Genomic DNA, 21,657 nt, shown 5'->3' on the forward strand with positions numbered 1-21,657 from the left:
AAGTCGATCAAGAGATCCGCCATCCCGCGGTGACCGATCTCTTGAAACAGTTACAGCTGGCAGTATCAGTCTTCGTCGGCTTCCGGCCCGGTTTCGAGGACTTCGATCACCGAGAGCGGCACGTCACGGAGGGCACCGCCGACTTCGCTTTTGGCGATGCGGGTGGCGTGGTTCTCTCCGTCGGCGTCGAACACTTCGATTTCGAGCAGGAGGCCGACGAGCGCGGTGTCGGCGGCGATGAAGGCCGAATCGAACGGTTCTCCGCAGGCGGGACAGGGAGTGACGCCGACTTCGACCTCGACGAACTCCTTGTCCTGTTCGTTGAGGCGTTTTCCCGCTTCGCTGACGGCGACGCCGATGGCGTCGTCGACGTTGTCGACATCACGTACGAGCCAGGCCGCCTCCATGGCGACGAGATAGTTGCTCATACCATCGAAACGCCGCCGAGTGCCTCGTGTCTTGTGGTTCGTCGGTGCCAGCCGACGATTCAACGCTCCCGGTCGTAGAGGGCGTCCCGCAGGTCGTCGGCGGCGAGACGGATGGTGTAGCCGGCGACGGCCTCGGCTTCAGTCCAGTCGTCACCCGTCGCGCCCTCGTCGAGTAGCGCGAGGCCGTCGTCGAGACAGGCCGTGGTCTCCGCGTACAGGTCGCGAAACATAGCTGCGCGTTCGCCGTCGAAGAAGCCGACCAGGCGCTCGTGGGTCCGACGGCTGACGAGCGTGCGTCCGACCATGCCGCCGGCGACTCGGTGGAGCGGGTCCTCCCGCCCGCGGAGATAGGCGTGCATCGGCCCGGATCGCTCGGCGTCGTGGGCGTCGGCGGCCGTAGGCATTGCCGCCCGTATTCGGTTGAGGTGTTCGTCCTCCTGGGCCGCGACGGCCGCGAAGGCGTCCCGGCGCGAGGAGTCGGCCGCGGTGTCAGCCCACTCGCGGAACGTCTCCCGGGCAGCGTACTCGCTATCGGCGGCGGCGCGCAGGAGCGCGTCGGGGTCTGGATCGCCGTCCGAGAGAGCGACCAGAAGATCACGGGAGCCGAGCAGATCGAGCGCCTCCGCGTAGTCGGCTTCGAGCGTCCGCCGGAGTTCGTCGGCGTCCATCGGTCGGTCAGTCGTCGGCGGCAGTCGCGCCCGCCGGGGCCGCGTCCTCGACGCTCGGGGGATACCTCCCCCGGTGGAGTTTGAGGTCGCTCTGCGGGCGGGCCATGCAGGTCAGCGCATAGGATTCGGCCTCCGATTCGGTGAGGGCGTGAGCGGCCGGCTGGGTCACTTCGCCCTCGATGATCTCGGCCGAGCAGGCGAGACACATGCCGACCCGGCAGGAGTACTCCTGGGCGATGCCCGCGTCCAGACACGCCTGCAGGATGGTCCGCTTCTCGGACACCTGGATCGTCTCCTCGGTGCCAACGAACTCGACGGTGTAATCGGTCATACGCCGGCGTACGCGCGACCCCGGCAAAACTCTTTACGACGCCGTCGGGGGACCGCTCCCTTGGCTGACATATATTCGAGGGGTGATGCGCTACTGGTCGTGATTCCGACAGGGGTAGTTCGCCCGCGATGGGCGCTCTCACCCCGGAAGGCGCCGTGTCCGACCTGTGTCTGACACAAGATATATATCCATCCGGTCGCCTCATAGTAATGAGACGCAGGGAAACGGGGGCGGTTGGTAGGGGTACTTTCAGTCCCCGGATGCCTGCGAGTGGCTTTTATCGACGCTCCATCCACGACTAGCCGCCGGTGTCCACGCCCGTCGGAAGCGCAGGAGTCATCGTCAGCAGGACGAGTGCGCTGACGCCCACGAGGAGGCCGGCCACGCCGAAGGCGACGGTGTAGCCGGCGGCGTTCGCGATTGCACCGCCGACGGCGCCGCCGAGTCCCGCTCCGATCCCCGAGAGCGCGGTGTAGATGCCGAGCGCTTCGCCCCGGAGGTGGGTCGGCGCCGCCCGTGACACCAACCCCGCGGCGGTCACCGCGACGACGGCCCAGGTGAGACCGATCAAAGCGAAGCCGAGAGTAATCGATCCGGTCCGGAGCCACCAGGCCGAAAGGATCCCGACGAGACCGAGTGCGGGAAACAGCGCCGTCCGGACGGCGAGTGCGCGCAACTGCAGCGTCGCCGGCGCGAGGCGTGCCGTGAGTCGCCCGATGGGGACGAACACGACGGCGCTGACGAAGTTGGAGACGATGAAAAAGCCGAAGATGGCCGTCGAATCGTAGCGCAGGTCGGCGAGATACGCGGGTGCAGGACCGAAGAACACCGAGAAGGCCGCACTGAACAGGAACACGACGACGAAGTAGCGGCGCAGACCGGGCGAAAACCGTGTCAGTAGCCGCGTCGGTCTGCGTATCCGGCGGGTGAACAGTGACCGGAGCGGGACGAACGCGACGAGCTTCACGTACCGGCCGCCGGCGACGAGCCGGCCGAGCGCTCCCGATCGGGCGAGTCGGCCGGGCGTGGTCGTCGTTCGGGGTGGGAGCCAGTAGAAAGCGAGCGGCGTGGCGGCGACGGTCGCCGCGGCACAGAGGTAGAAGAGTCCCCGCTGTGCGGCGATGGCCGGCAGGTCGAGGCCGGTCGCGACGGCGCCAAGCCAGCCGACGCCGACGAGGAGGCCGCCGACCCATCCGTACCGCTGGAAGGCGTTCAGCAGGCCGATCCGCGTCTCCCACTCCGATTCGGGTGCGCCCTCGATCATGAACAGCGTCACGACGGGCGAGGCGGCGCTCACCACGAACCACAGCACCCCGTTCAGGAGGACGACGGCCACCGGCGCCGAGAGCAGCGGAAAGCCGATCAGAACCGCCCCCGCACCGAACAGACTGCCGAGAACGAACCCCCGACGGCCGCCGGTTTCGTCGGCGAGCCGACCCCAGATCAGCGCGCCGGGGACGCCCGCGAGGCCGGCCGTCGCCTCGACGAGGCCGACGACGAACGGGTCGGCACCGAGCGCGATCGCATAGAGGGGGACGAGCAGGGAGGCGGCGCCGACGGCGGCGTAGCCGAGCGCCCAGGCGTACAGCCACCGGTCCGATGTCTGCCGACTCGCGCGGGCGACGAACCGGCGGAGGGGTCGCCCGATCACGCGTCGGGGGTGGTGGGATGACTGGTCACGGCGAGGTGATCGCAGAGAGAGTGGGTGTTACTCGCCCCAGTCCTCTTCGAGTTCCGGGGCGGCGTCCAGTTCGACGGGGTCGAGGCCGACGACCTCGAGTTCGGCACCACAGGTGCCACAGTCGACGATCTCTCCGACTTCCAGCTCCTCGTGCAGGGCCACGTCCGCCCCGCATTCGACGCACTCGGGCATGATTCGGCCACACGTTGGGTGTGGGGGGACTTGAACCATGCCTTTCGGCGTGCGGACGTCGTACGGATCGTCGTAACTGTTCCCCGGCGATCGGCGGTCAGGACTTCCACCGGTCCGTCTCAGTCCTCGCCGGCGAGGGGTTCGCCTTTCCGGTCGATGCGCGTCGCCGGCAGCCCCGCGCGCTCGGCGTGTTCCCGCACCGCGTCCTCGCTTTCGGCCTGATAGTGGCAGAACGTGCCCGTCACCTCGCCCGCGTCGTTGGTCAACACTTCGGAGTCGACCCAGCGTATGTCCACCCCTTCGGAGCGGAGTTCTTCGAGCGTCTCGCCCGATTTTTCTGCGGCGGCGTCGAGGTCGTCACGGCTGATCGGAGCGTCCAGTTCGCGGAGGATGAGATAGTCGTTCACACTCACACCTGGTTCGTGGGATGTATATAAAACCATCCCCGGGAGGAGTCACCGACGGATGCTGAACCCCGACTCGCCCGCTGGCTCCTCGTAGGTCACGTCGACATCGCGAACGTCGGCGGCGGGGCTCCCGGTGTGACACCACTCGACCATCGCTTCGACGGCGTCCTCGTCGCCTTCGAAGACGGCTTCGACGCGGCCGTCCGAAAGGTTGCGCACCCAGCCGTCGACGCCGCGGGCGCGGGCCGCGTCGCGCGTGTTCGCGCGGTAGTAAACGCCCTGGACCCGGCCGGAGACGTGGACGTGGGCCCGGATTCGGTCGGTCATGGACCGTCGTTAGACGGCCACAGGTAAAAAACCGGAGCGACGCCGCGAGACCGGGAGCGTCACAGCCAGGGCGCCCGGGACTCCTCCTCGACGGGGAACGGCGAGCGGCCGTCTTCGTCGGCATCGTCCTCGGTGTCGTCGTTCGACGCCGACGCCGCCGGAGCGGACTCGGTGTCTCCCCCGCTCGGATCGAAGGAGAACACTGCCGTCACACAGAGGACGCCGAGCGCGACGGGCGCTTCGGTGGGCATCACGCCGAGGACGGAGAGTGCGAGCATCCCGAGGGCGACGGCGCTTCCGAATCGGAACCGGTCGAGATCGACAGATTCCTGGAGTTGCGGGCCGAGCGCCGCGACCAGCATCGCGAAGCCGACGCCGGTGGCGGCGGCGGCGACACCCCGAACGACGAGTCCCGGTTCGGCGACGAACGTCACCGACGCGCCGGCGGGCTGGAGGCTGGCCACGAGGCCGAGTCCGATGATGACCGCGGGGCGCGGGAGATACTCGCCGACGCGCGCGCTCGCCGTCTTCGCGGCGACGGTCAGGATGACCAGGCCCGCGAACCGCTGGAAGACGCCCATGTCGACGAGGCTCTGGACGGTCGGCGCGAGCGCCGCTTCGACGGCTGCGGCCGGGAGCAGGAGGCCCCCGACGAGCGCGATGGCGCGCACCCGCTCGCGGGGGGTGCCCTCCATCTCCGCGAGGACGACGGCGACGGTGGCCGATCCGCCGAAGATGAGCAGGCCGGTTTCGAGGATGCCGAAGGGGTAGGTGAGCGCCCCCGCTAGGACGAGCGCCGGGAAGATGCCGTCGACGAGCGGCAGCATCATCACGGTGGCGAGGAGCTTCGTCGCGCCACCGACGCGTCGCTCGAGGCGGAGTGCGATCGGATGCTGAGAGACGCTCATACCACGCTAACGGCCGTGACCATCGGCCGACCGGTGGTGTAACGCCCGCGACCTGCCCGCGCGGCCGGTGGCGTCGGCGTCGGTCCCGAAGCGTCCGGACGGTGCCAGCGCTGTAAAGGAGATGCCGGAGTTCTCGACGGAACTCGTCCGGGCGGCAGTGCGCGTGGCGGTGGAACGCTTCGAAGCCATACCTTCGTGTTAGGTGACTGCGGAGTTAAACGTTGCGTGGGAGGAGGTCACGTCCCGGAACGAGACGCCGGGCGTGCGGCGTGTCCCTCCGGAACACGGGGATTCGGCGTCTCGGAACGTTTTTCCGGGCGGCGGGACGACGGCTTACATGGCGAACGACGTTCCCGATTCTGGACCCTTCTCGGAGAAGCTACGAGTACCGGAGGCGCTCACGTTCGACGACGTGTTGTTGCGCCCGATGGAGAGCCACGTCGAACCCGACGAGGCCGACGTCTCGACACAGGTGTCGACGAACGTCTCGCTCAACATTCCGATCCTCTCGGCGGCGATGGACACGGTGACCGAGGGCGAACTGGCCATCGCGATGGCGCGCAACGGCGGTCTCGGCGTGCTCCACCGCAACATGACCGCCGACGAGATGGTCGTCGAAATCGAGCGCGTCAAGCGCGCCGACGAACTCGTCATCCGGCGCGACGACGTGGTGACGGCGCGCCCGGACCAGACCGTCCGCGAGGTAGACGAGATGATGGAGCGCGAGGGCGTCAGCGGCGCTCCCGTGGTCGACGAGGACGATGTCGTCCTCGGGATCATCTCCGCGACGGACATCCGGCCCTATCTGGAGGTCGGCGAGTCCGACGAGGTGCGCAAGGCGATGACCGACGAGGTCATCACCGCCAGCGAGGGCGTCACCGCGCGCACCGCCCTCGAACTCATGTACGATCACAAGATCGAACGCGTTCCCATCGTCGACGAGGACGACCACCTCGTGGGTCTCGTCACGATGCAGGGGATCCTCCAGCGCCGCGAACACGAGAACGCCGCGCGCGACGAGGACGGCGCGCTCCGCATCGGCGTCGCCGTCGGTCCCTTCGAGGACGACCGCGCCCGCACCGCCGACGAGGCGGGGGCTGACGTGCTCTTCATCGACTGTGCGCACGCCCACAACCGCAACGTCATCGACAGCGCCCGCGAGATCAGCGGGGGCGTCGAGGCGGATGTCGTCGTCGGCAACATCGGTACGCGCGAGGCGGCCGAGGCCGTCGTCGACTTCGCCGACGGCGTGAAGGTCGGCATCGGGCCGGGATCCATCTGTACCACGCGCGTCGTCACCGGCGCGGGGATGCCCCAGATCACCGCCGTCTCGGAGGTGGCCGACGTGGCCAGCAAACACGACGTGCCCGTCATCGCCGACGGCGGCATCCGGTACTCCGGCGACGCCATCAAGGCCATCGCCGCGGGCGCCGACGCGGTCATGCTCGGTTCGTACTTCGCCGGCACCAAGGAGGCCCCCGGCCGGGTCATCACGATGAACGGCAAGAAGTACAAGCAGTACCGCGGCATGGGGTCGGTCGGTGCCATGCGTTCCGGCGGCGGCGACCGCTACCTCAAGGAGGAGGACGACGACGAGGGGTTCGTCCCCGAGGGCGTCGAGGCGGCCACCCCGTACAAGGGGACGCTCGCCTCCGAACTCCACCAGCTCGTCGGCGGGATGAAGTCGGGCATGGGCTACGTCGGTGCGGCGACCATCCCCGAGTTCAAGGAGCGATCCCGCTTCGTCCGTGTCTCGGCGGCCGGCCAGACCGAGGGTCACCCCCACGACGTGATGATCACGGACGAGGCGCCGAACTACAGTCCCCAGGAGTGACGCCGCGGTCCGCCGCCGTGTGACCGTTCCACAAAGGGTATTTTGATATACTCCGGGACACCACTGCGTACCGTGAGTGGTCGCACTCCGTCCCGGGAGAAGATATGAGCGCCGACACCCCTCGCGTCCTCGTCGTCGAGGACGAACGTGACCTGGCCGACCTCTATGCCACCTGGCTCAGCGACACCTATCACGTTCGGACGGCGAGAGACGGCCACGAGGCGCTGGAGAAACTGGATTCGGACGTGTCGGTTGTCCTCCTCGACCGACGGATGCCCGACATCTCGGGCGACGACATCCTCGACGCCATTCAGGACCGTGACCTCGACTGTCGGGTCGCGATGGTGACGGCGGTCGAGCCCGAGGAGGACATCATCGACATGCGATTCGACACCTACCTCGTCAAACCCGTCACCCGAGACGAACTCGAGCGGACGGTTTCGAACCTGCTCGTTCGCGACGAGTACGACGAGGGGATCCAGCGGCTCTTCTCGCTCGCCTCGAAGAAAGCACTCCTCGAAGCGGAGAAAGAGCCGTCGACGCTCGAACAGTCCGAGAAGTATCAGGATCTCCTCGACGACATCGATCAACTTCGCGCGGAACTCGACGACAAGCTCGCGCGGATCGACGCTGCCGACGATCTCACCGCCGTCTATCGCGATCTCGAAGCCGACGACCGTCGCGACTGACGCCGCTACCGACGCGACCGCCTGCCGTTTCTCGCTGATCTTCTCGCCATCCCCGGATTTTCTATAGATTTGCAGTTTATGTCATAGTTCAATCGATTTAATTGATTATATTAACTATCAGATATTCTCGAAAAATTATAATTCACTGCCGCCGATCTATTCGGGTGCAATGTCCGAAAGTGACAGCGGCACGGTGGCAACGTACCTCAAAAACAACCCGCGGATGATGGGCGTCCTGTTCACGATGCTCCTCCTGCTCTCGCAGGCGGGCACCGTGGCAGCCGGAAACAGCGGTGCGATCTCCGGCCCCTAAAGCGTCGAGAAGTCGAGTTCGTCACTCCAGACGAGCGACCCGTCGATTTTCACCGGCACCGTCTCGAGCGAGAGGAACTGCTGGAGTTCGTCGGCCGTCATATCGAACGAGCGCGAGTCGCCCGACCAGAGGTAGTACTGATCCTCGTCGTTGATCCACGGCATGACGAGGCTCCCCATACCGATTCCCGTCGCCGGGTACGGTTTCCATCCGAGTTCGTAGCCATCGGCGGTTCGGTTGACCACACAGACGTTCGGCGGGCCGCCGTCGGTCCGCGCCAGCGACAGGCTACTGTCGCCGATGACGGTGTACTGGTCGCCGATGACCGAATCGTCGCGAGCTACCTCCAGTGCGCTCCCGATGGTGAACCCGCGGTTGAGCAGGCGCGCCAGCATCCGTCCGATTCTGACGGCGCCGCTGTTGATGACGTCCGAGAGCGTGACGATGCCGGCGATGGCGCCCGCCTCGATGAGGGCCGATCCCTGTTCGTACGACTGGCACGCGTTGAGCAGGAAGGCGTCCGCGCCGGCGTCCGTCAGCGTCGTCGCGTCGAGTTTGCCGTCGGCGCATTCGAACCCCTCGGCGTCGATGTGGCCGATGTAGTGGAGGAGATCCGCCTCGGCCGAGAGCACCCGTCGTAGCTCGCGCTGGGTCAGGTCGTGGTGGACCTGCACGTCGAACGGGAGCTCCTCCCGGGAGCCGTACACCGCGTCGACGACGTCGCGTTCGTCGGCCATCCGGGGGTCGTTACAGACGACGGTGATGCCGATGTCGCCGTCGGTCGGCGTTCGGTCGAGGCGGTTGTAGAACGCGGCGGTGGTCGCCTTGCTGGCGCCGATGGGGGCGCCCTCGCCCACCCAGGACTGTTCGAGCGAGTCCGTCGTCTCCGGCTGGACGTACGACCGCGACGCTTCGTCGGCCGCGGCGCTCCGCGTGAACGCTTCGTCCCGGAAGAACTCGTTCGCGGCGGTAGTCTGAACTGCCGAACTCGGCTCCGGCTGGTCCTGTGGCGTTCGCACGACGGCGAGGTCGTTGGTGACGAAGGGGAGCAGTTCCACGTTCTCGGGCGTCGGCGCGACGTGAGAGGTGAGCCGCCACTCCGGCAGTTCGTCCTCGACGGCGCCGAACGGCACGGAGAGATACTCCTCGAGTTGCGTCGACAGCGACTGCTCGTACAGCCACTCGAAGTCCAGATCCAGATCGGTTTCGACGGCCGCGCGCTCGTGCAGGTCGACGTTGTAGTACCCCTCGGTGCGGGTCACACAGTCGAGGAAGAACGTCTGCTTGAGGACGCGTTCGACCTCCGTCTCGAAGCCCCGCACCGTATCGAGGTCGTGTTCGAAGCCGTCGTCGGTCACCAGACGGGGAGCTCCCCCCGGCACGACATCGGCGGCGACGTAGTACGCCAGCGGCGCGGCCACGTAGATGGACTCGTAGTCTGGCGGGAGTTCGAGTCTGACGCCCGTCTCCGGCGACGACAGGGCGTCGGGCACGTCGACCGCGTCGCCGAGTTCGACGAGCGGCGGGTGACCCCGGAGCGTCGGATACGACCGTTCGGGAGACGTGGTCTTCAGTGCCGACGAGAACTCCGATACGGCCGCCATCACGTCCGTCGGGTCGTCGGTCGTGGTGATCGTCGCCGCCGGCCCTTCGTGGTGGGAGCGCGCGCCGACGTGGACCTGTCGATGGTCGTCGAACTCGATGCGCGTCCGGTTGACGTCCGACGCCACCGTGACGGGGGCGTCGACGCGCAGGTAGATCTTGATCGGCCCACAGAGCTCGAGGCTGTAGGTGCCCGCAGGAAACTCCTCGTAGGCGAAATGTTCGGTCTCGGCCAGCATCTCGCCCGCGTCGTCGCGGACACAGACCGAGACGACCGTCGGGAGTTCGATTTCCGCGGCACCGATGGTCACCGCGGCGTCGACGGGGAATCGGTGCGCCGAGGGATCCGCCGGACTCGGCGAGACTGGCGTGTCAGTGTACAGTCGGAACTGATCGCGCTCGATCAGGTCCGTGACGACCAGCCCCGACTCGTCGTCGAGTGAGGAAAACGACACTTCGAGGGGCTCGTCCGTCGTGTCAGCGCGCCCCCCACGCGCTTGCCCGGAGCGACTCATCGTATTCTCAAGTCAGTCGTCGGACACAAAAGTATATTGTCACCTATGGATCACGTTTCCGGGGTTTCGAGGGGAAGCCAGTCCGACGTAAGGTCACGGTCGCGGAAATGCCACCGTTGATCCAACCGCTCCCCGTCGATGCGGAGTTCGACCGTCGCGTCGAACAGGGGTTGGAAGAGCCTGACTACCTCGGCGCTCAGGTCTCGTGGCAGGCGGAAGTGAACGAGTCCGCCGACCGACCGGGCCTGGGCGACCAGGACGTGCACGAGTCGGAAGGCCGTCTCCCGGCCGTGGGCCGCGAGCACCGTCGGGAGGCAGTCGAACGCCATCCGAAACTCGGCGGGATCGAGTCCGCCGGCGAACAGGTCGAACTCCTCGATGACCGTCGCCACCGTCTCACCGAGGTCTTGGAGCGTCCCGTCGATGACGTGCGTTCGTGGCGTCACCTGTTCGAACGATTCGGCCGTCGTGGCCGCGCTCCGTGCGCTCTCGCCGCGCGTGACGAGGCGTGCGTACTCCGAGGAGAGCGGCCCCGTCTCTCGCAGTCGTTCGATGGCACTCTGCCGACTCGGTTCCGGCGCGACGACGAGTCGCCGTCGCGGCGGATCGGCGTCCGGGTCGCCGAGCATCGTTGCCGACGCCGTTGCGAACATCTCTTCGGGGACCGATCCTACGACGAGGAGGGCACTTCCCTGCTCTTTCAGTGTTGCTAGCGCGTGTGCGAAGCTAACCCCCTCGTCGTCTGGGCCCATCCCACCACCCGCAACCATCAACTGATCGAAGGGAACCCCCACAAATAATACTTCGTATCCCCGACACCAGCGTTACCGGTCGTCGAGGAACGATTCGATGCGGTTCATCGCCTCCTTCAGCTCCGGCATCCCGGTCGCGTAGGAGGCCCGCAGGTGGCCGTAGCCCTCTTCGCCGAAGACCCGTCCGGGAACGAGCGCGACGCCCTCCTCCTGGAGCAGGTCCTCCGCGAACTGCTCGTCGTCGTACGGCGCTTCGGGGAAGACGTAGAAGGCGCCTTTCGCCTCGAAGCAGTCGAGGCCGATATCGCGGAACCGCGAGATGACGAACCGACGGCGGCGGTCGTACTGCGTGCGCATCTCGGCCACGTCGTCGTCACACGACTGGAGGGCTTCGAGCGCGGCGTACTGGGCCGTCGTCGGCGCCGACAGCATCGTGTACTGGTGGATGCGGTTCATCGCGTCGATCACCTCGCTCGGGCCGAGCGCGTAGCCGAGGCGGAGTCCCGTCATGGCGTACGCCTTCGAGAAGCCGTTGAAGACGATGGTCCGCTCGCGCATGCCCGGTAAGGTCGCGATCGACGCGTGGTCGCCCTCGTAGGTCAGCCCCGCGTAGATCTCGTCGGAGAGCACCGTCAGGTCGTGTTCGCGGGCGAACTCCGCGATTTCGGCGAGTTCGTCCGCCGTCGCCGTCGCCCCCGTCGGGTTGTTCGGGTAGCAGATCATCAACACCTCGGCGTCGGCGGCGCCGGCGCGCTCCAGGTCGTCGTAGGTCAACACGAAGTCGTTCTCGGCTCGCGTCGACACGGGCAGCGGATCGCCGCCGGAGAAGCGCACGCCTGGACCGTAGGAGATGTACGCCGGCGACTGGATGGCGACCGTATCGCCGGGGTCGACCAGCGCCCGCAGCGCCAGGTCGACGGCCTCGCTCGCTCCGGTCGTCACCAGAATCTCCTCGTCGGGGCCGTACTCCAGCCCGTACTGCGTGACGTGGCTCGAAATCGCCTCGCGGAGCTCGTACATTCCGCGGTTAGTCGTGTAGGAGGTCCGCCCCCGTTCCAGGGAGTGGATGGCGGACGCCCGCGCCTTCCACGGGGCACTGAAGTCGGGTTCACCCACGCCGAGCGAGATGACGTCGTCCATCTCTTCGGCGAGTTCGAAGAAGCGCCGGATACCGGACGGCGGGGTGTTTCGGGCGCGTGCTGACAGCTTCATGGCGAAATCGAGAGGCGGTCGTCCTCGTCGCTGTCGATGAACTCCAGGCCGCTGTTCTTGTAGGTGTTCATGACGAAGTGCGTCACGGTCTGGGTCACCTCGGGGATCGGTGCGATCTGCTCGGAGACGAACATGGAGACGTCACGCATCGAGTCGCCCTCGACGGTCACGTCGAAGTCGTAGTCGCCGGAGACGAGACGGAGCGCCGTCACCTCGTCGAACTTCGTGATGCGTCCGGCGACATCGGCGTATTTCGTCTCGCGGTCGAGTTCGAGGTTGAGTTCGACTTCGGCCTCGACGTGGTCGCGGTCGACGCGACTCCAGTCGACGACCGGCTGATAGCCGAGGACCGCGCCCTCGGCCTCCAGTTCGTCGATCATCTCCTCGACTTCCGCTTCCGAGCAGCCGAGCTGTCGCGATATCGTCTCGGGGCTCTCGCGGGCGTTCTCAAGGAGTAAGTCGAGTAGCGCTAACTTATCGGCCATACCGTCTCCTTGGTTCCCTGCATGAAAGGACTTGCTTATGCGTCAGTATCCGTCTCGAACGTGGGCCTGTCGGCGAAAGACCGATACGCGGCGACGGCGTGCCGTCGTGCATGGCCCTCTCCGACGCGTTTCTGACGCCGCTCGGGCTTCTCGCCCTCCTTGCGGTCGTCCCCGTCGTCTATCTCTATCTCGTCCAGCCCGATCCGCGTCGCGTCGAACTCCCGACCCTCCGTCTCCTGTTCGAAGACGACCAGCGCGACGCCTCGAACCCCTTCCTCGAACGGCTCCGCCGCAGCCTCCTCCTCCTCTTGCAGCTGCTCGTGATCGTCGCCCTCGCGCTCGCGCTCGCCGGCCCCTACGTCTCCGTCTCGGAGAGCCAGACCGTCGAGGAGACGGTGATCGTCCTCGACGGCAGCGCGAGCATGGGCGTCGAAACCGACGATGGCGGGACGCGGTTCGACGCCGCCCGGGCCGCCGCTCGCGAGGCGACGACCGGCACCAACGCCGTCGTCTTCGCGGGGGCCGACACTCGGATCGCACTCCGCTCCGGCGGCACCACGGCCGCCTCCACGGCGCTCGACGGACTCTCGCTCACCGACGCGCCGACGGATCTCGCCGACGCCGTCTCGCAGGCGGCCGCCATCGCGGGCGAGAACGCGCGGATCGTCGTCCTCAGCGACTTCGCCGACAGCGCCTGGACCGACGCCGTGCGGTCGGCGCGCGCCCGCGGCCTGCAGGTCGACCTCCGCCAGTTCGCGGGGGGTGGCGCGGCCAACGTGGGGATCGTCGACCGCTCGTTCGCGGGCGCGAACGTCACGCTCACGGTGCAGAACTTCGGTAGCGAATCCGTCACCCGTTCCGTGACCCTCGGTGGCCGCAGTCGCTCGCTGGCGCTCGGTTCCGGCGACGTGTCGCGGGTGACGCTTCCCGTACCTGCCGGCGGCGGCGAGGCCCGACTGACACCCGGTGACTCCTTCCCGACCGACGATGTCGCGTACGTCGCGGCGCCCGCCGATCCCGCGGTCGACGTCTTGTTGCTGACCAACGACCGGAACCGACATCTCGTGACCGCGCTCTCGGTGATCGACGAGGTGCGGCTCACCATCGACCAACCGCCGACGACCGTCGACGACGGCTACGACGTGATCCTCTACAGTAATCTGGAAGCCGAGCGCCTCCTCCAGGGCAACGTCGAGGCGGGCCGCGATGTGGTCGCCAACGGCGGCGGCGTCGGCGTCCTCGCTCAGGAGAACCCGCCGGACACCTACGGCGACCTCCTCCTCGTCTCGCCGACGGGCGTCGGAACGACCCCTTCGATCGGGCAGGTGACGGCGGACGAACTGACACGCGGCATCGACTTCCCGCCGCCGGACGCGTATCTCGAGGGGTCGCTGCGGGACGGCACCGCGCTGGTCCGCACCGCCGACGGCACGCCGCTCGTCGCGACGGCGACCCGCGGTCCCGGCCGCCTGCTCTACTACGGGTCCGTAGTCGACCAGGACCCGTTCCGGTTCAACTACCAGTATCCCGTCTTCTGGAAGCGCGCGGTGTTCCATCTCGCCGGCCGCGAGTCGCTGTCGGCGCTGAACCGCGAGACGGGGAGTCGCCTCCAAGTTGCGAACGCCACGACCGTCGAGACGCCCGACGGCGACACCGTCTCGACTCAACGCATCCCGCTCGATCGCGCCGGCTTCTACGTCGTCGGTGACCGCCGGATCGGCGTCTCCCTCTACAGCGACGCCGAATCGGCCGTCGACGCCACGCCGCTCACCGACCGGACGGACGACACCGGCGTTCCCGTGCGCGAAGAGGAGCGGCAGGTCCCTCGCCCGCTGACGTGGGTTGTCGCGCTCGTGGGACTGCTCGCCGCGGTGGTCGAAGTGGCCTATCTCCGTCGACGGGGTGATCTCTGATGTGGGGCGCCCTCGCCGTCCGCACGGCGCTCGCCGACGGCACCGTCGTCGGCCTCGAACGGCCGCTGGCGCTCGTGGCGTTGCCCGTCGCCATCGGGCTGTTCGTCCTGCTCGTTCGCTACCGCGCCTCGGGGACGGCCGCCCCGCGGAGTCGACGCCTGTTGCTCGCCTCGCGGATCACCCTCGCAACCTTGCTCGTCGTCGCGGCCGCCGGTCCCTTCACGGTCGTCACGACGGAGACGCGAGGCGACCCCAGCGTGTCGCTGCTGGCCGACCGATCGAACAGTACGGGCGTGTCGCCGGCCGTCGCGGAAGACCTCGCGAGCGACATCGAGAGCGAGGGCGTGCCGACGACGGTGTCGACCGTCGGCCAGGGGACGAACTCGCGGATCGGCGACGGCATCGCGGCCAACCTCCGCGAGAACGGCTCCATCGTGGTCGTCTCGGACGGCCAGGTCACCGGCGGCCAACCGCTCTCCGAGACGGCGGAGTTCGCGCGCTCGCTCAACGCCACGATCAGTGCCGTCAGCCCCGCCCCGACCCGAACCGAGCGGTACGTCACGCTCGCCGGTCCCGAGAAGACCAGCGTCGGCGTGGAGAGTCGGTTTCTAGTTCGGGTGGCGGGCGTCCAGGCCGACGCCCCGGTGACCGTTCGGATCGCCATCGACGGTACCCCTGTAGCCACCGAGCGACTCGACGAGGGCACCGGGAGCGTCCCCGTGACCCACACGTTCTCCGACACCGGCACGCACCGGATCACCGCCGAAATCGACGGCGACGACGTGTATGCGGCCAACGACGTCGTTCGCGGGACCGTCCGCGCCGTCGAGCAGCCACGCGTGCTCTACGTTTCCCGTGGCGACTACCCGCTCCGATCGTATCTCGACCAGTTGTACGACGTGGAGACGACCGATTCGGTGCCCGCGGATCTCGACCCCTACTACGCCGTCGTCGTCCAGAACGTGGCGGCGGACGACCTGGGCAACGTCGACGAACTCCAGCAGTTCGTCATCGACGGGAACGGCCTGCTGATGGCCGGCGGGCCGAACGCCTTCGAAAACGGCGGCTACGCCAACTCCTCGGTCGCGTCGATGCTCCCCGTCACGCTCGGAGAATCGACGCCGGGCAGCGCACGGATCGTCATGCTGATCGACGTCTCCGGGAGCGCGGTCAACGGCATGCGCGTCCAGAAAGGCATCGCCCTCGACGCCGTCTCACAGCTCTCCGACGACAACACCGTCGGGGTCGTCGGCTTCAACCACGAGGCCTACAGCGTGGTGCAACCGGCACCGCTGTCGGAGAACCGGGCGACCGTCGAGGACCGCATCCGGCGCTTACAGACCAGCGGGGCGACCGACATCGCCACCGGGCTTCGCGGCGCCGAGGAGATGCTCGACGGCGAGCGCGGGACGATCATCCTCATCAGCGACGGGGGCGACACCGAGAGTCCGTCGGCCGTCGTGGCGAACGCTCTCGGCCGACAGGGAGTGCGTGTGATCACCGTCGGCGCCGGACGGGCGATCAACGAGGACGTGTTGCGATCGATCGCTCGGGAGTCCGGTGGCAACTACTTCGCTGCCGACGAGACCGACCGTCTGCGCCTGCTTTTCGGCGGCGGCAGTCGGCAGTTCGAGGGCGAGGGCCTCACCGTCGTCGACCCCGGACATTTCATCACCAGCGGCGTCACGCTGGAGTCGAACCCCGGGCGGCGAAACGACGTGTCGATGCGACCGGGCGCGGACTTCCTCGTCGCCGGGCCGGACGGCACGCCTGCGGTCGCCTCGTGGCGCTACGGCCTCGGCCGAGTGGCGACGATCACGACCTACGACGAGAGCGGGGGGCTCGACGGACTGCTCCAGCAACCGGACTCCCTGCTCGTGACCAAATCCGTCAACTACGCCATCGGCGATCCCGAGCGCAAGGCGACCGGCGTGACCGACGTGCCTGACACGCGGGTCGGGGAGCCGACGACGGTCATCTACCGTGGCGACACGCCGCCAAGCGACACCGACCTCCAGTTCCGCGCCGTCGGTGACGGCGTCTACCGCGCCGAGACGACGCCGCCGACGGCCGGCTTTCACACCGTCGCGGGCGCCACCTACGCCGCGAACTATCCGGCCGAGTACGCGGGGTTCGGTACGTCTCCCGCGCTAACTGACGCCGTGCGAGCCACCGGCGGCCAGCAGTTCGACCGCGGTGACGCGGCCGAGATTGCCGCGTTCGCCCGCCAGCAGGCGACGCGCGTTCGCGACGTGCGACGCTCCTGGGACTGGGCGTTGCTGGCGCTCGCCCTGCTGTTATTCCTGACCGAGGTCGTCGTCCGGCGACTTCAAGTGTATCAGGGGCGTACCCGGACGGAGAGTGGTCTCCCATGAGTCGTATTGGTCACTCGATTAACCTCGCGCTCGCCCTCCTCGTCTGCCTGTCCGTCGCCGGGACCGCCGGCGCGACGCTCTACTACCAAGAGTCGGTCGAGGAACTCGACGCCGAGAACAGCCAGCTCCGCGACCGGAACGAACAGCTGCGGGAAGACCTCCAGTCGACCGAGCAGGACCTCCAGTCCACTCGCGAACGGCTCCGCGAACTCAACGAGAGCCTGAGCACCACCCGGAGCGACGTCAGCCAGGTCTCGGAGAACCTCGAAGAGACCGAGGGGCAACTGGAGTCGACGCAACAGGAACTCGCGGCGACCCGGCAGGAACTCCAGACCGCACAGGACCGCGTCTCGGATCTGCAGACCCGCACGCAGCGGCTCGAAGCCAGAAACGACGACCTCCAGTCTCGCGTCGGCGACCTGGAGTCCACGAACGAGAACCTGCGCGAGGAGCGAAACGACCTCCAGAACGAGGTCGAGGAGCTGAACAGCGAGGTCTCCAGTCTGGAAGCGGAGGTGACCCGCCTGGAGGGGGTCGAGGCCGAGAACCGACGGCTCAGAGACGCCTTGCGGGAGGCCTGTACCGCGATCAACGGTACCCGACCATCGGGGTGTCAGCTGGTCTGATCATGCCCGAGTCACCATCGCCGGACGAGCCGGACGCCACACCGACGCGTGACATGGCGCGCGCGCTCACCGAGATCCGCCGCGAGGGCTGGAAGGTCGCCCTCATCTACGCCGTCGCGGACGCCACGCTCGCCGTCTTGGTGGTGAACCTCCTCACGACCCTGCTCGGCGTGCCCGGACTCCCGGCTCGACTGTCGCTCCCGGGATTCGTCCTCGATGTGCTTCGCGGTGCGGGGGTGACCGTCGCCGAGCCGACCGTCGCGGTCGGCGTCGTCCTCGGTGTCGCCGCCGGTCTCGTCGTCCTCGTCGCCGAAGTGACTTGGCGCGTGCGCCGACCGCTGGTCGAGCAGTTCGAAGCCGCCAACCCCGCGCTGCGAGAGTCGCTCCGGACCGCGCGCGACGCGATCGACGCCGGCCGCCGCTCCACCATCGCGCTCCGCCTCTACGAGGACGTCCTCGACGACCTCCGGGCGGCGTCGAGTGTCGGTCTCCTCGATCTGCGTCGGATCGCCGTGACGGTCGTGCTCGTCTCGCTCGTCAGCGTCGCGACGATCCAGGTCGCCGTCGTCGACATCTCCATCGGCGGGACCGCGGAACCGACGGACACCGCCCCCGGTGGCGGCACGACGTCCGAGTACACGGGGCTGCGGAACGGGTCGTCGATCCTCGGCGATCCGGGAGACGCCACCGCGGGCGAGGACGACCTCGACACCACCATCGACACCAGCGGAGCGGGGAGTGGCGACGGTGCGGACGCCGGCTCGGCGGCAGCCTACGACAACAGCGGGTTCGACGACGCGGCGACCGTCGAGAGCCAGCGGGCGGGCTTCACCGACCCCGAGCAACTGGAGGACGCGGAACTGATCCGCGAGTACAACCTCCGTATCAGAGAGGATTCAGAGAATGAGTGAGAACATCGACGCGCTACAGCAGCGACTCGAACGCGTCCGCGAGGAGGTTGGCAAGCGCATCATCGGGCAACGCGACGTGCTCGAACACCTGCTTGTCTGCATCCTCGCGGACGGCAACGCCCTCCTCGAGAGCAATCCCGGTCTCGGCAAGACCACGATGGTCCGCACCGTCGCGGACGTGACGGATCTGGACTTTTCGCGGGTGCAGAACACGCCGGACCTGATGCCTTCCGACATCACGGGTACCGAGATCATCCGCGAGTCGGGCGGGGAGCGCGAGTTCGTCTTCGAGAAAGGTCCCATCTTCGCGAACGTCGTCCTCGCGGACGAGATCAACCGAGCGACGCCGAAAACGCAGGCCGCCCTGCTGGAGGCGATGCAGGAGAAACAGGTGACGGCCGCCGGCGAGACCTACGCCCTGCCGCGCCCCTTCTTCGTCCTCGCGACGCAGAACCCCATCGATCAGGAGGGGACGTACCCGTTGCCCGAGGCCCAGACCGACCGCTTCCTCCTGAAACTCGTCCTCGACTACCCGTCCGTCGAGGAGGAACGCGACATCGTCTCGCTCTACACCGAGGGCGGCGAGACGCCCCCCGTCGAGAAGGTGCTCACGCGCGACCAGCTACAGCGGATCCAGTCGCTCGTCAGCGAGGTGCCCATCGCCGACGACATCCGGGATCGAGCGATCGAACTCGTTCGGGCGACCCGAGAGGTGGAGACGGTCGAGTTCGGTGCGAGCCCGCGGGCCAGCATGGGTCTCGTCCGCACCGCGAAGGCGCGGGCCTTCCTCCACGGCCGCAACCACGTCTCGTGGGAGGATGTCGAGTCGATGGCGCCGCCGGTCCTCCGCCACCGCATTCTACTCGATTTCCGCGCGGAACGCGAGGGGCTGACGACCGACGACGTGATCGCCGACCTGCTGGAGCAGGCATGACGATCGATCCCGAGTTTCTGGACGAACTCGATCGCTTCGAGGCGTCGCTGGAGCAGGAAACCACCGCGAACAAACAGGGCGAACGCGAGTCACCGAGCGTCGGCGAAGGACTCACGTTCAGCGACTACCGGCGCTACGCTCCCGGCGACGACACCCGCCTCATCGACTGGCGACTCTACGCCCGCACGGAGGAGTTTTTCATCAAGCAGTTCGAGGAGGAGCGCAACCTCACGGTCCACGTCCTGCTCGACGCCAGCGGATCGATGGGGTTCGGCGACGGGGAGACCAAATTCGAGTTCGGCGCGAAACTCGGCCTCGGCTACGCCTACCTCACCGCCGAGGAACACGACGACTTCCGGTTCTCCGTGTTCCGGGACCGTACGGACCGTCTCGACACCGGGAAATCGACGCGTGGCGAAGTGCTGGCGCTGGTCGACCGCCTCAACGAGACCGTTCCCGACGGCGAGACGGACTTCCAGACCGCTCTGGAGGCGTACGCGGCGTCCATCCGCTCCCGGTCGCTGGTGGTTGTCATCACCGACGGCATCGGCGACCTCGATGGGTTGGAGACGGGGCTAGCGTCGCTGTCGCGCAACGAAGTGGTGCTCGTGCAGGTGCTCTCGCCGACGGAGCTCGACCCCGATGTCGGCGGCGACACCATCTTCGAGGACGCGGAGTCGGACCTCACCCGTCGGACGTATTTCGGCGGTCGTCTCGCCGAGCAGTACCGCGACCGCGTCGATGCGTTCGTCGACGACGTGGCCACGCGGGCGCGAGACCTGCGGCTCACGCACGAACTGGTGACGACCGACGAGCCCTTCTTCGACGCCTTCGCCACGATATGGGTCGACTAGCGGGCGGAGGAGTTTTGCGCCCGGCCGTGATACGGTCTATTGGAAGTCATTACCGGTGGTTCGCTGGTCCGGCTCAGCGAACCACCGGTAAACAGTTACAATAATCCGTATGAAACGTCCCTGAAATGCCGTACGACGACCTGGTCGGCGAACTGCAGCGTGGGCTCGACCCCGTCAGCGTCGGCGCGTTTCCCGACGGCAGCCTCGACGACTACTTCCGGCTTCGTGACGGCGAGACGGTGCTCACCTCGCGGGAGGCGTTCGCGACGACCGTCGTCGAGGGTCGGGACTCGCTCCGCCTCGAACACGTCGTCACCACGCCCGGCGGGCAGGCGGTCAACGTCGCGCAACAACTCGACGCGCTCGGTGACGGTGTCCTGTTGGCCGGGCATCTCGATCACGACGACCTCGCGTTCCCCTTCGAGACGGTATCGATGGGGGCACCGGCGCGCGTCAACGTCCTCCTCCTCGGCGACGACGACCTGTTGCTCGTCGAGCGGTCGAGCGACCTCACGGCGTGGACGTTCGCCGACCTGCGGGACGCCCTCGCGGGACGCGTCGACGCCTTCCTCGAACGCGACGCGCTCTGCTGTACCAACTGGGCGTCGGTGCCCGGACTCCCCGCCGCGACCGAGCGCATCGCCGCCCGCAACCCCGACGGGGGCGTCTTCTGTATCGATCCCGGCACGGTCACGGCGCGACAGGCCGGCGACCTGCTCCGGTCGGCGGCACGGCTCCAGCGCGCGTACGACGTGGTGCTCAGCGTGAATACGGACGAAGCGAACCGGCTGGCGGCCGCCGCCGGTCTGGACGCACGGATCGACGATCCCCACGACTCGGGTGCCGTCCTCGAATCGATCCGAACGGACGCGGGCGTCACGGGCGTCGTCGTCCACGCCGAGGCGGTCGCCGTCGCGGCGACCGCTTCCGGAACGGTGTCCGTCCCGAACCTCGACGTCGAGGGAATCGTGACGACGACGGGGGCGGGCGATCGGTTCAGTGCCGCCTTCGCCCGGTCGCTCGCGGCCGGGTGGGACTGGGAGCTGTCGCTGGCGATGGGCAACGCCTGTGCCTCACACTACGTCACGGTCGGCGAGACGGCCGACTGCGACGACCTCCGGGCGTACGTGACGGACAATCGCCAGTCGTGAGCAGTTGAATCGAAACCCTATACTGCCCGCCCGCCGGACGCCTCCCCATGGGTTATCTGCAGTGGGCGGTGGTCGCGCTCCTGTCGTACTCGATGGTCGCGCCGCTCGTCGGCTACGCGACGACCGGCGACCCGAAAATCCCGAGTTTCGTCGCCGCGCTCATCCCGAACGGGATGCTCATCGTGGCTACCGTCGCGGTCGTCCTCTACGTCGGGCGGCCGGTGACGCCGTATCTCGTCCATCCTAAGGCGCCGTATCTCTACGTCGCCGGCGTCTTCCTGGCGGTGGGCATCCTCGCGTACTACCACGCGCTCTCGCTCGGCCCGGTCAGCGCCGTCGTCCCCATCTTCGGCACCTTCCTCGTGGTGAGTTCGGCCATCGGCGTCGTCTTCCTGAACGAATCCATCACCGCCCGGAAAGTCGCTGGCATCGCGTGTGCGGTGCTCGGCATCTACCTCGTCTCGGTCGAGTGACAGAGAGATGAGCGCATACCCCGCCTTCCCGTGAGTGACGAGTGCTCCGACAGGCTGTCGGAACCGAGGAGCGAAC

24 protein-coding genes are annotated in these 21,657 nt (G+C 67.6%); 11 read left to right on the top strand and 13 right to left on the bottom strand.

Annotated elements, in window-relative coordinates:
• Positions 1 to 65: 65 nt before the first annotated feature.
• The 9 genes from MXB53_RS06155 to MXB53_RS06195 form a co-directional block, all read right to left on the bottom strand.
• Positions 66 to 428, bottom strand: a complete 363-nt coding sequence (locus tag MXB53_RS06155; RefSeq protein WP_248896512.1) for a DUF555 domain-containing protein — start codon at positions 426 to 428, stop codon at positions 66 to 68.
• 59 nt (positions 429 to 487) lie between these two features.
• On the bottom strand, positions 488 to 1,096 hold the full coding sequence (locus MXB53_RS06160) for a rubrerythrin family protein (RefSeq protein ID WP_248896513.1): 609 nt from the start codon (positions 1,094 to 1,096) through the stop codon (positions 488 to 490).
• Positions 1,097 to 1,103: 7 nt separating this feature from the next.
• Positions 1,104 to 1,427 (bottom strand): 2Fe-2S iron-sulfur cluster-binding protein, encoded by a 324-nt coding sequence (locus MXB53_RS06165; RefSeq protein WP_248896514.1) that lies wholly within the window; start codon positions 1,425 to 1,427, stop codon positions 1,104 to 1,106.
• Between the two features lie 298 nt (positions 1,428 to 1,725).
• Positions 1,726 to 3,078 (bottom strand): MFS transporter, encoded by a 1,353-nt coding sequence (locus MXB53_RS06170; protein ID WP_248896515.1) that lies wholly within the window; start codon positions 3,076 to 3,078, stop codon positions 1,726 to 1,728.
• 57 nt (positions 3,079 to 3,135) lie between these two features.
• Complete coding sequence (gene lysW / locus MXB53_RS06175) at positions 3,136 to 3,300, bottom strand: lysine biosynthesis protein LysW (protein WP_248896516.1); 165 nt, start codon at positions 3,298 to 3,300, stop codon at positions 3,136 to 3,138.
• A gap of 119 nt (positions 3,301 to 3,419) precedes the next feature.
• Complete coding sequence (locus MXB53_RS06180; RefSeq protein ID WP_248896517.1) at positions 3,420 to 3,707, bottom strand: DUF4242 domain-containing protein; 288 nt, start codon at positions 3,705 to 3,707, stop codon at positions 3,420 to 3,422.
• 48 nt (positions 3,708 to 3,755) lie between these two features.
• Entirely contained in the window at positions 3,756 to 4,034 is a 279-nt protein-coding gene (locus MXB53_RS06185) for an acylphosphatase (RefSeq protein ID WP_248896518.1), read from the bottom strand.
• Between the two features lie 59 nt (positions 4,035 to 4,093).
• Positions 4,094 to 4,942 carry a DUF5794 domain-containing protein gene (locus MXB53_RS06190; RefSeq protein WP_248896519.1) on the bottom strand — a complete coding sequence of 283 codons (849 nt, stop codon included), beginning with the start codon at positions 4,940 to 4,942 and terminating at the stop codon, positions 4,094 to 4,096.
• Positions 4,943 to 4,948: 6 nt separating this feature from the next.
• Positions 4,949 to 5,131, bottom strand: coding sequence for a hypothetical protein (locus tag MXB53_RS06195; RefSeq protein ID WP_248896520.1), 183 nt, complete (start codon positions 5,129 to 5,131; stop codon positions 4,949 to 4,951).
• Positions 5,132 to 5,279: 148 nt separating this feature from the next.
• On the opposite strand from MXB53_RS06195, the gene guaB reads away from it, so the two are divergent.
• The 3 genes from guaB to MXB53_RS06210 all read left to right on the top strand — a co-directional run bounded on the left by guaB (position 5,280) and on the right by MXB53_RS06210 (position 7,778).
• Positions 5,280 to 6,776 carry an IMP dehydrogenase gene (gene guaB / locus MXB53_RS06200; protein WP_248896521.1) on the top strand — a complete coding sequence of 499 codons (1,497 nt, stop codon included), beginning with the start codon at positions 5,280 to 5,282 and terminating at the stop codon, positions 6,774 to 6,776.
• Positions 6,777 to 6,880: 104 nt separating this feature from the next.
• Positions 6,881 to 7,465 carry a HalX domain-containing protein gene (locus MXB53_RS06205; RefSeq protein WP_248896522.1) on the top strand — a complete coding sequence of 195 codons (585 nt, stop codon included), beginning with the start codon at positions 6,881 to 6,883 and terminating at the stop codon, positions 7,463 to 7,465.
• A gap of 169 nt (positions 7,466 to 7,634) precedes the next feature.
• Complete coding sequence (locus MXB53_RS06210) at positions 7,635 to 7,778, top strand: DUF7503 family protein (protein WP_248896523.1); 144 nt, start codon at positions 7,635 to 7,637, stop codon at positions 7,776 to 7,778.
• Here the strand turns inward: MXB53_RS06210 and MXB53_RS06215 are convergent.
• The 4 genes from MXB53_RS06215 to MXB53_RS06230 are packed head-to-tail and all read right to left on the bottom strand — an operon-like array spanning position 7,775 to position 12,344.
• Positions 7,775 to 9,895 (bottom strand): CHAT domain-containing protein, encoded by a 2,121-nt coding sequence (locus tag MXB53_RS06215; RefSeq protein ID WP_248896524.1) that lies wholly within the window; start codon positions 9,893 to 9,895, stop codon positions 7,775 to 7,777. The two genes, MXB53_RS06210 and MXB53_RS06215, sit on opposite strands and share 4 nt — an antisense overlap.
• Before the next feature lie 50 nt (positions 9,896 to 9,945).
• Positions 9,946 to 10,665 (bottom strand): DUF7504 family protein, encoded by a 720-nt coding sequence (locus MXB53_RS06220; RefSeq protein WP_248896525.1) that lies wholly within the window; start codon positions 10,663 to 10,665, stop codon positions 9,946 to 9,948.
• A 54-nt stretch (positions 10,666 to 10,719) separates the two neighbouring features.
• A complete protein-coding gene (locus MXB53_RS06225) occupies positions 10,720 to 11,859 on the bottom strand; it encodes a pyridoxal phosphate-dependent aminotransferase (protein WP_248896526.1) in 1,140 nt (379 codons plus the stop codon).
• The gene (locus tag MXB53_RS06230) at positions 11,856 to 12,344 is read right to left on the bottom strand and encodes an Lrp/AsnC family transcriptional regulator (protein WP_248896527.1); all 489 of its coding nucleotides are present in this window, start codon (positions 12,342 to 12,344) and stop codon (positions 11,856 to 11,858) included. Before MXB53_RS06230 ends, MXB53_RS06225 begins: the two co-directional genes overlap by 4 nt.
• A 110-nt stretch (positions 12,345 to 12,454) precedes the next feature.
• On the opposite strand from MXB53_RS06230, the gene MXB53_RS06235 reads away from it, so the two are divergent.
• The 8 genes from MXB53_RS06235 to MXB53_RS06270 all read left to right on the top strand — a co-directional run bounded on the left by MXB53_RS06235 (position 12,455) and on the right by MXB53_RS06270 (position 21,581).
• A complete protein-coding gene (locus MXB53_RS06235) occupies positions 12,455 to 14,257 on the top strand; it encodes a DUF7408 domain-containing protein (RefSeq protein ID WP_248896528.1) in 1,803 nt (600 codons plus the stop codon).
• On the top strand, positions 14,257 to 16,632 hold the full coding sequence (locus MXB53_RS06240) for a VWA domain-containing protein (RefSeq protein ID WP_248896529.1): 2,376 nt from the start codon (positions 14,257 to 14,259) through the stop codon (positions 16,630 to 16,632). Before MXB53_RS06235 ends, MXB53_RS06240 begins: the two co-directional genes overlap by 1 nt.
• Positions 16,629 to 17,258 (top strand): coiled-coil domain-containing protein, encoded by a 630-nt coding sequence (locus MXB53_RS06245; RefSeq protein WP_248896530.1) that lies wholly within the window; start codon positions 16,629 to 16,631, stop codon positions 17,256 to 17,258. The genes MXB53_RS06240 and MXB53_RS06245 overlap by 4 nt, the downstream gene beginning before the upstream one ends.
• 2 nt (positions 17,259 to 17,260) lie before the next feature.
• Positions 17,261 to 18,169 carry a DUF7502 family protein gene (locus MXB53_RS06250; protein WP_248896531.1) on the top strand — a complete coding sequence of 303 codons (909 nt, stop codon included), beginning with the start codon at positions 17,261 to 17,263 and terminating at the stop codon, positions 18,167 to 18,169.
• Positions 18,162 to 19,103, top strand: a complete 942-nt coding sequence (locus MXB53_RS06255) for an AAA family ATPase (RefSeq protein ID WP_248896532.1) — start codon at positions 18,162 to 18,164, stop codon at positions 19,101 to 19,103. The genes MXB53_RS06250 and MXB53_RS06255 overlap by 8 nt, the downstream gene beginning before the upstream one ends.
• Positions 19,100 to 19,957 carry a DUF58 domain-containing protein gene (locus MXB53_RS06260; protein WP_248896533.1) on the top strand — a complete coding sequence of 286 codons (858 nt, stop codon included), beginning with the start codon at positions 19,100 to 19,102 and terminating at the stop codon, positions 19,955 to 19,957. Before MXB53_RS06255 ends, MXB53_RS06260 begins: the two co-directional genes overlap by 4 nt.
• Positions 19,958 to 20,082: 125 nt before the next feature.
• A complete protein-coding gene (locus tag MXB53_RS06265; protein ID WP_248896534.1) occupies positions 20,083 to 21,108 on the top strand; it encodes a PfkB family carbohydrate kinase in 1,026 nt (341 codons plus the stop codon).
• A 47-nt stretch (positions 21,109 to 21,155) separates the two neighbouring features.
• Positions 21,156 to 21,581, top strand: a complete 426-nt coding sequence (locus MXB53_RS06270) for an EamA family transporter (RefSeq protein WP_248896535.1) — start codon at positions 21,156 to 21,158, stop codon at positions 21,579 to 21,581.
• The last annotated feature ends 76 nt before the right edge of the window (positions 21,582 to 21,657 follow it).

It is taken from the genome of Haloplanus sp. XH21, from assembly GCF_023276355.1.
In the GTDB taxonomy this organism is placed as follows: Archaea; Halobacteriota; Halobacteria; order Halobacteriales; family Haloferacaceae; genus Haloplanus; species Haloplanus halobius.